The 7,946-nt window shown below is 66.1% G+C and carries 8 protein-coding genes and 1 pseudogene; 6 read left to right on the plus strand and 3 right to left on the minus strand.

Annotated features, from left to right (window positions below):
* Window positions 1–132 precede the first annotated feature (132 nt).
* The 3 genes from QOI01_RS14025 to QOI01_RS14035 all read left to right on the plus strand — a co-directional run bounded on the left by QOI01_RS14025 (window position 133) and on the right by QOI01_RS14035 (window position 3,245).
* On the plus strand, window positions 133–522 hold the full coding sequence (locus QOI01_RS14025) for a nuclear transport factor 2 family protein (RefSeq protein WP_526381842.1): 390 nt from the start codon (window positions 133–135) through the stop codon (window positions 520–522).
* A 90-nt stretch (window positions 523–612) separates the two neighbouring features.
* A complete protein-coding gene (locus QOI01_RS14030; RefSeq protein WP_526381844.1) occupies window positions 613–1,104 on the plus strand; it encodes a metallophosphoesterase family protein in 492 nt (163 codons plus the stop codon).
* Between the two features lie 263 nt (window positions 1,105–1,367).
* The gene (locus tag QOI01_RS14035) at window positions 1,368–3,245 is read left to right on the plus strand and encodes an alkyl/aryl-sulfatase (RefSeq protein WP_526381846.1); all 1,878 of its coding nucleotides are present in this window, start codon (window positions 1,368–1,370) and stop codon (window positions 3,243–3,245) included.
* Window positions 3,246–3,322: 77 nt separating this feature from the next.
* Here QOI01_RS14035 and QOI01_RS14040 read toward each other — a convergent pair whose 3' ends face one another.
* Window positions 3,323–4,084: an SDR family NAD(P)-dependent oxidoreductase gene (locus QOI01_RS14040; RefSeq protein WP_526381848.1), complete on the minus strand. Its 762-nt coding sequence runs from the start codon at window positions 4,082–4,084 to the stop codon at window positions 3,323–3,325.
* A 1-nt stretch (window position 4,085) separates the two neighbouring features.
* A pseudogene (locus QOI01_RS14045) lies at window positions 4,086–5,161 on the minus strand (zinc-binding metallopeptidase family protein).
* An 18-nt stretch (window positions 5,162–5,179) separates the two neighbouring features.
* On the opposite strand from QOI01_RS14045, the gene QOI01_RS14050 reads away from it, so the two are divergent.
* Window positions 5,180–5,779, plus strand: coding sequence for a histidine phosphatase family protein (locus QOI01_RS14050; protein WP_526381850.1), 600 nt, complete (start codon window positions 5,180–5,182; stop codon window positions 5,777–5,779).
* A 9-nt stretch (window positions 5,780–5,788) separates the two neighbouring features.
* Complete coding sequence (locus tag QOI01_RS14055; RefSeq protein ID WP_526381852.1) at window positions 5,789–6,826, plus strand: phosphotransferase family protein; 1,038 nt, start codon at window positions 5,789–5,791, stop codon at window positions 6,824–6,826.
* 1 nt (window position 6,827) lies between these two features.
* Here QOI01_RS14055 and QOI01_RS14060 read toward each other — a convergent pair whose 3' ends face one another.
* Window positions 6,828–7,211 (minus strand): LapA family protein, encoded by a 384-nt coding sequence (locus QOI01_RS14060; protein ID WP_526381854.1) that lies wholly within the window; start codon window positions 7,209–7,211, stop codon window positions 6,828–6,830.
* Between the two features lie 226 nt (window positions 7,212–7,437).
* On the opposite strand from QOI01_RS14060, the gene QOI01_RS14065 reads away from it, so the two are divergent.
* Window positions 7,438–7,946, plus strand: a 509-nt coding sequence (locus tag QOI01_RS14065) for an ABC transporter substrate-binding protein (RefSeq protein WP_526381856.1), incomplete at its 3' end; no start/stop codon positions are given.

Consider the following 7,946-nt stretch of genomic DNA (forward strand, 5'->3'; position numbering starts at 1 on the left):
TGCCGCAGCTGCCTGCCCTGCCCAGCGTGGGTCTGCCCGCCCCGCCGGAGCTGCCTAGTGTGACGAGGATGATCGGCCTGCCCTTCTAACCTCTTGGCAGTGTGAGGCCAGAACAGTGTCAGAATCAAACGCATGACTCCACCGGTGATCCAGCGTTGGCACGAGTTCCTCGACGACGGCCATGCCCCCGATGCGCTGGAAGCCCTCCTCGCCGAGGACTGCGTCTTCTACTCGCCCGCGGTCTTCACGCCGCAGGAGGGCCGCGCCAAGGCCACGATGTATCTCGATGCCGCCGCGAAGATGTTCGCGGGAACGGACTTCCACTACGTCGAGCAGTGGTTCGGCGAGCGCTCCGCGATCCTCGAGTTCGCCGCCACGATCGACGGGATCTACGTCAACGGAATCGACATGATCCATTGGAATGACGACGAGAAGATCGTCTCGTTCAAGGTGATGATGCGGCCGTTCAAGGGCCTTCAGGTGATCATGCCCAAAATGGCGGAGCTGCTGCAGTCGGCGTGATCCGCCCCTCAGACAGAGCAGTTCGCGCATGGAGCTCGGACATCGGCAACGCAGTGAAAGGATCCGCCAAAAGGCGGCTAGCGTAGTGGCGTGGAGTTGTTGCTGATCGCCGACACCCATCTGCCGAAGCGGGCGCGTGACCTCCCAGCGTCGGTGTGGGACGAGGTGGCGCGCGTCGACGTGGTGCTCCACGCGGGCGACTGGGTAGAACCTTCACTTCTCGACGAGCTCGAGGCCAGGTCCACACGGCTCATCGGCTGCTGGGGCAACAACGACGGTGAGGAACTGCGGCGACGGCTTCCGGAACGGGCCGACGTGGTGCTCGATGGCGTGCGCTTCACCGTGGTCCACGAGACGGGTTCATCCGGCGGCCGTGACGCCCGGATGGCCCATGCGTATCCCCACACCGACGTGCTGGTGTTCGGACACAGTCACATTCCGTGGGACGCGACGGCCCCGACCGGTCTGCGGCTGCTCAATCCCGGCTCGCCCACCGACCGAAGGAGACAGCCGTTCTGTACGTACATGACGGCGACGGTCAACGGGTCGGTGTTGTCAGACGTCGAGCTTCGCCGTGTCTGATCACCCGGCGGACCGGAGCCGTATCTCGGGCGCAACATGACCGAGGCCCACGCCGGCTTGAACATCACACCGGACGACTTCGACCGGGTCACCTCGTCGACACGCTCAGCGGACTCGGCGTGCCGGCGGAGACCATCGGCGCAATCGGCAACGAGCTGGCCCCGCTGAAGAGCCAGATCGCTCAGGGGCCCGCCGAACGGGCGGGCTGAGATCGGCCGCCGGTTCGGCACCTCACCGCGGGCCAGGGTGGCAGGCTTGTCGAAATGGAGCAGAAGCCACCGACCGCCGTCATCGAAGCCGCCCACACCAACCATCTGACGAATTTGCCCTTCGACGACACCCGCGACTTCGTCGATGCCGACCGAGGTTTCATCGATGCGTTGCGACCCTGCGTCGTCAGGACTTCAGACGGACGTGTGGTGTGGGACAACGACGTCTACGACTTCCTCACCGGTGATGCCCCCGCCAGCGTGCACCCCAGCCTGTGGCGGCAATCCAAGCTCGCCGCCAAGCAGGGCCTCTACCAGGTGGTCGACGGCATCTATCAGGTCCGCGGTCTCGATCTGTCCAACATCAGCTTCATCGAGGGCGACACCGGTGTCATCGTCATCGACCCGCTGATCTCCACCGAGACCGCGGCGGCAGCGCTGGCGCTGTATCGGTCCCACCGTGGAAGCCGCCCCGTCGTCGCCGTCATCTATACCCACAGCCATGTGGATCACTTCGGCGGCGTGCTCGGCGTGACCAATCAGGCCGACGTCGACGCGGGCAAGGTCGTCGTGGTCGCGCCGGAGGGCTTCACCGAGCACGCCGTGCAGGAGAACGTCTACGCCGGAACGGCGATGACCCGGCGTGCCTCGTACATGTACGGCACGGTGCTGGCGCGCGGACCCCGTGGCCAGGTCGGCTGCGGGCTCGGTCAGAACACGTCGGTGGGGGAGATCGCGCTGATCGTCCCCACCCTCGACGTTCGGGAGACCGGCGAGACGCACACCATCGATGGCGTCGAGATCGAGTTCCAGATGGCGCCGGGGACCGAGGCGCCTGCCGAGATGCACTTCTACTTCCCGAAGTTCCGGGCGCTGTGCATGGCCGAGAACGCCACCCACAACCTGCACAACCTGCTGACCCTGCGGGGCGCGCTGGTCCGCGACCCGCACGGGTGGTCGGGCTATCTGACCGAAGCCATCGACGCCTTCGCCGACCGGGCCGACGTCGTCTTCGCCTCACACCACTGGCCCACGTGGGGCAAGGACCGGATCGTCGAATTCCTTTCCCTGCAACGGGATCTGTATGCCTACCTGCACGACCAGACGCTGCGTCAACTCAACCAGGGATACACCGGGATCGAGATCGCCGAGTATTTTCAGATGCCCCCGGCGCTGGAGAAGGCGTGGCACGCACACGGCTACTACGGCTCGGTCAGCCACAACGTGAAGGCGGTGTACCAGCGCTACATGGGCTGGTTCGACGGCAACCCGGCGCGGCTGTGGCAGCACCCGCCGGAGGTGATCGCGCCGCGCTACGTGGAGGCGATGGGCGGCATCGACCGCGTCGTGGAAATCGCGCAGGGGGCCTTCGATGAAGGCGACTTCCGCTGGGCGGCAACGTTGTTGGATCACGCGATCTTCACCGAGGAGAATCATGCCGCGGCCCGCGCGCTGTACGGTGACACCCTCGAGCAGCTCGCCTACGGCGCGGAGAACGCGACGTGGCGCAACTTCTTCCTCTCCGGGGCCACCGAGCTGCGCGACGGCAACTTCGGGGTGGCGACCTCGACGACGTCGCCGTCGATGGTCTCCCAGTTGACGCCGGAGCAGATGTTCGACAGCTTCGCGATCAGCGTCAACGGTCCCAAGGCGTGGGATCTGAACCTCGCCATCGACGTGACTTTCGCCGACGTCGCGACCAACTACCGGCTGTCGCTGCGCAACGGCGTGCTGGTCTACCGCAAGGTGGCGGCCGACGCCGCGACCGCAGGCGCGACCATCACGTTGGCGAACAAGCTGCGGCTGTTGATGTTCGCCGCAGGCGATGCGACGTCACCGGGTCTTGACGTGACGGGTGACGCCACTGCGTTGCCGTCGCTGCTCGGCGTCCTGGACAAGCCGAACCCTGCCTTCAACATCGTCACGCCCTGACTTTCCCGCGCTCGCCGCGCCTCCGCGACACCCTCAACATCCCGCCACCTCTCGCGACGGGGAAGGACTGCCCTGACTCAAGGCAGACCGCCGTCGGCGCGCAGGATCGACCCGGTGGTGAAGCTTGACGCGTCAGACGCCAGAAACAGTGCGGCGCCGATGATTTCATTCGGTTGCCCGGCGCGGCCCAGGGCCAGGTGCCGGAACGGGTTCTGATCGCCATCGAGGTTCCAGGCTTGGCTGACGTCGGTGAGGAAGGGACCGGCCATCAGGGTGTTGACGCGGACGGTCGGGCCGTAGGCCTTCGCCAGCCCTTCGGTCAGCGCGTTGAGCCCTGCCTTGGCCGCGGCATAGGGCAGCATGTCGGGCGCTGGCCGCAGTGAGCCGGTCGAGCTGACGTTGATGATCGAGCCGCCGCCCGCTGCCACCATGCGCGCGCCGAGGAGGGTCGAAAGACGAAACGGGCCCTTCAGATTCAGGTTGACCACCGCATCGAAGAGCCTCTCGGTCACCGAACTCAGTGAATCGTAGAGCGGCGACATGCCCGCGTTGTTGATGAGCACGTCGACCTTGCCGAACCGGTCGTAGGTGGCGTCGACCAATCCGTCGAGTTGCTCCCACCGCCCGACGTGCACCTGATACGGGAAGGCGACGCGCCCCGTCGCGGCCGAGATCTCCTCGGCGGCGACGACGCACGAGTCCAGGTCGCGGCTGGCGATGACGACGTCGGCGCCGAATTGCGCCGCGGCGAAGGCCATCTCACGCCCAAGCCCGCGGCTGCCTCCGGTGACCAGGACCACGCGGTCGGTCAGGTCGAAGAGCTGGTCGGCGTAGCCCACGTCAGGTGTCCTCTTGGGTGCGGCGGGCCGTCTCGCGGATCACGCGGTGGATGAACCCGAGCTTGGCCGTCACCGCAGCGGGAATCTCGAACGGATACAACGGGTTCTTGCCCATCGCGGTGTTCACGCGGTTGAAGAACATCGACATCCACCGCCAGTCGAACAGCAGCCGCTCGATGGGTTCCTCGCCATAGGACTCGAGCGGCACGATGTCACGCGGCGCGGCGAAGCGAACCCGTTCGGCCAGTAGCACCATGCCCGCCTCGCGACTGGTGTCCATGGTGTCGGTGATGTGCAGATAGTGGGCGAAGCACTCGGCGAAGTCCTCCCACGGGTGCATCGTGGCGTATTCGGAGATGAACGACTCACCCCACCCAGCGGGGGCACCAGACTCGTAGTGCCGCGCGATCGCATCGCTGTAGCCGGCGCGCTCGTCGCCGAACAGCTCGCGGCACTGATCGAGATATTTCTCTGCGCCGGAACCGTTTTCGACGAGCGCGTTCTGATAGTAGTGTCCGACCTCGTGACGGAAGTGGCCGAGCATCGTCCGCTACGGTTCGCCGAGCTTCACGCCCAGCGACTCGCGGTAGTCGTCGAGCGATTCGACCAGATCGATGGTGATGACGCCGTTGGCGTGGCCGATGATCACCTTCTTGCCCGTGGTGTAGCTCGACAGCAGATCGAAGGCCAGGCCGCCGTCGTTGCGCCAGAACGGATCGACGGGCAGCCCGATGTCGTCGAGTTGGTAGATCAGGCGGCGTAGCGCGGCGGCCGTCGGCACCAACTTCTCGCGGGCGAGGGTGTCGTCGGCGGCGGGCTCACGGCGGATCAGGGAGTCCGCCAGGCAGCGGCCGCGTTCGTACTCCGTCTGTTCGGCGAGGGCCAACCAGTTGCAGCCGAGCGGGCCGTACTGCGTGCACCGCAACCAGTGCTGGCCATCGATCGTCGCGAGCCGTCGGCGATGGCGACCATCGACTTCGTCGGCAGGTGCAGGCCCAAGGCGGTCCCGCACGTGGCGCACGCATCGGACTCGAACGGGGCGAAGTCGTTGCACACCGGACAGGAGAATGCGCGCACGGGCCCTATGGTGTCACGGTGCAACTGCTATTGGTCCGACATGCACTTCCCCTCCGCAGCGAACCCGGTCAGGGTTCGGACCCCGAGCTGTCCGAGCAGGGCGTCGAACAGGCGAAGCGGCTGCCCGACGCGCTGGCCAGGTTTCCGGTCAGCCGGGTGGTGAGCAGCCCCCAGCGCAGAGCCATCCAGACGGCCCAGCCGGTGGCCGATGCGTTGGGGCTGACCATCGACGTCGATGAGCGCCTCGCCGAGTACGACTACGGCCTGTCGCACTACACGCCGATCGAGGAAGCGTCGCAGGAAGATCTGCAGCGTCTCATCGACGGCCATTTGCCGGGCGACGTGGACGAGGACGCCTTCAAGGCCCGGGTCACGGCCGGGATCGATGACGTCGTCGTCGCCGCCGGACATGACGAGACCGTCGCGGTGTTCAGCCACGGCGGCGTCATCAATGCGCTGGTCCACGAGGCCATGGAGACGAAGAGGCTGTTGTGCGTACAGGTCGACTACACGGGCGTCACCCGGCTGCTGAAGTCCCGCGACGGAAAGCTCGCCGTCGCCGCCATCAATGGCACCGAGCACGTATGGGACCTGCTGCCGCGAAACCAGCGGTGGTAGACAAGTCCGGTGACAACAGACGCTTCCCCGCTGGACGGCCTCGATCTGGGTGCGCTGGACCGCCACCTGCAGTCGATCGGAGTCCCACGCCAGGGTGACCTGCGCGGAGAACTGATCGCGGGCGGCCGGTCCAACCTGACGTTCCTGGTGTTCGACGATGCGTCCAAGTGGGTGCTGCGCCGCCCGCCGCTGCACGGACTGACACCGTCGGCGCACGACATGGCCCGCGAATACAAGGTCGTGGCGGCGCTCGAGGACACCCCCGTGCCGGTCGCGCATGCCGTCACGATGCGCAACGACGACTCGGTGCTGGGAGCGCCGTTCCAGATGGTCGACTACGTGCCGGGCAGGGTCGTGCGTTACTCCGAGGAGCTGACGGCGCTCGGCGATCAGGACACCATCAATGCCTGTGTGGACGCCCTCATCAAGGTCCTCGCGGATCTGCACGCGTTGGATCCGGAGGCCGTCGGACTCGGCGACTTCGGCAAGCCGACGGGGTATCTCGAACGCCAGGTCCGGCGTTGGGGCTCGCAGTGGGACCTGGTACGGACCGCGGACGATCCCCGCGATGCCGATGTGAAGCGGCTGCACGCCGCATTGGAGAAGACGCTGCCTCCGCAGAGCCGGACCTCGATCGTGCACGGTGACTACCGGATCGACAACACGATGCTCGACGCCGTGGACGCGACCAAGGTGCGGGCGGTGCTCGACTGGGAATTGTCGACGCTCGGCGACCCGTTGAGCGATGCCGCGCTGATGTGCGTATACCGCCATCCGATGTTCGACATGGTGCACGCGAATGCAGCCTGGTCGTCGCCCCAGATCCCGTCGGCTGACGAACTGGCGCAACGGTATTCGGTCGCCGCGGGCCAGTCGTTGGCGCACTGGGAGTTTTACATGGCGCTGGCCTACTTCAAGTTGGCGATCATCGCTGCGGGCATTCAGTTCCGCGACCGAATGGGCGGCGGCACGGAGTACGGGGACAAGGTGGGGGAGGCCGTCGCGCCGCTGGTCGCCGCGGGTCTGGCCGAGCTCGCACGCGCCTGAGCTACCTCAGCGCCGCCTTGTAGTTCTTCTTCGCGGCCCGGCGCAGCTGCACGATGCGGACGACGCCCGCGAGGATGGTGACGAGGCCACCGAGTACGGCCGCGGCCAGCAGCGCCACGCCCAGCGGCAGGCTCCACGACCAGCCCAGGAAGTGGAACGTCCCCGACTCGGTGTTCTGGGCGATGAAGATCAGCAGCACGATCAGGACGAGAAAGCCCACGATGAGAGCCGACCACAGGGCTGCAGCCCTGGTGAAGTGGACGGCGTTCTCGGGCGGCGGCGGCTTGATCGATGCGCTGTCGACCGCCGGGACTTCGCCGCGGATCGGATCCAGTGGGCCGGGTGGCCCCGATTCGACGGGCGAGAACTGTGGGTCGGTGCTCATTGCCTTATCTTGCCCCTTTTGCTGGGAATGAAACCGGCGCTACCGGGAAACACCAGTTCGTCACGTCCGCTCATCGCGAGGTAAAGCCGAGCGACATGCGGGCAACCTGGTTAGGGTCGCTCCAAGCAGGTGACGCCGAAAGGACGCTGAAGTGAACCCCGCACGACGAACCAAGCGCAAAAGCAGGCTGGCCGTTCTGGCCGCGGTCCTGGCACTGGTCACTTCGATGCTCTCAGCCTGCGGCAGCTCGAACCCGTTGGGCGGAGGAGAGATCTCGGGCGATCTGAAGTCGATCGCCGTCGGCTCCGCAGACTTCACCGAGTCGAAGATCATCGCCGAGATCTACGCGCAGGCGTTGCAGGCCAACGGTTTCGACGTCCGCCGGCAGTTCGGCATAGGCAGCCGCGAGACTTACGTCCCTGCGGTCAAGGATCACTCGATCGACCTGATCCCCGAGTACACCGGCAACCTGCTGCAGTACTTCGACAAGAACACCAAGGTGACCACACCGGAACAGGTTGAACTCGCCCTGCTGCGCACACTTCCGGGTGATCTGTCGATCCTGACGCCCTCACCGGCCGCCGACACCGACACCGTTTCGGTCAGCCAGCAGACCGCGCAGAAGTGGACTCTCAAGACCATCGCCGACCTCGCGGCGCATTCACCCGAGGTGAAGTTCGGCGCACCGTCGGAATTTCTGAATCGGACCGAAGGCCTGCCGGGGCTCAAGGCAAA

Origin of the sequence: Mycobacterium sp., from assembly GCF_032162605.1 — a bacterium.
GTDB lineage: Bacteria > Actinomycetota > Actinomycetes > Mycobacteriales > Mycobacteriaceae > Mycobacterium.

Coding starts and splice junctions, on each gene's coding strand:
- QOI01_RS14035 (WP_526381846.1), top strand. CDS start 1,368: ATGGAGCAGAAGCCACCGACCGCCGTCATCGAAGCCGCCCACACCAAC.
- QOI01_RS14025 (WP_526381842.1), top strand. CDS start 133: ATGACTCCACCGGTGATCCAGCGTTGGCACGAGTTCCTCGACGACGGC.
- QOI01_RS14060 (WP_526381854.1), bottom strand. CDS start 7,211: ATGAGCACCGACCCACAGTTCTCGCCCGTCGAATCGGGGCCACCCGGC.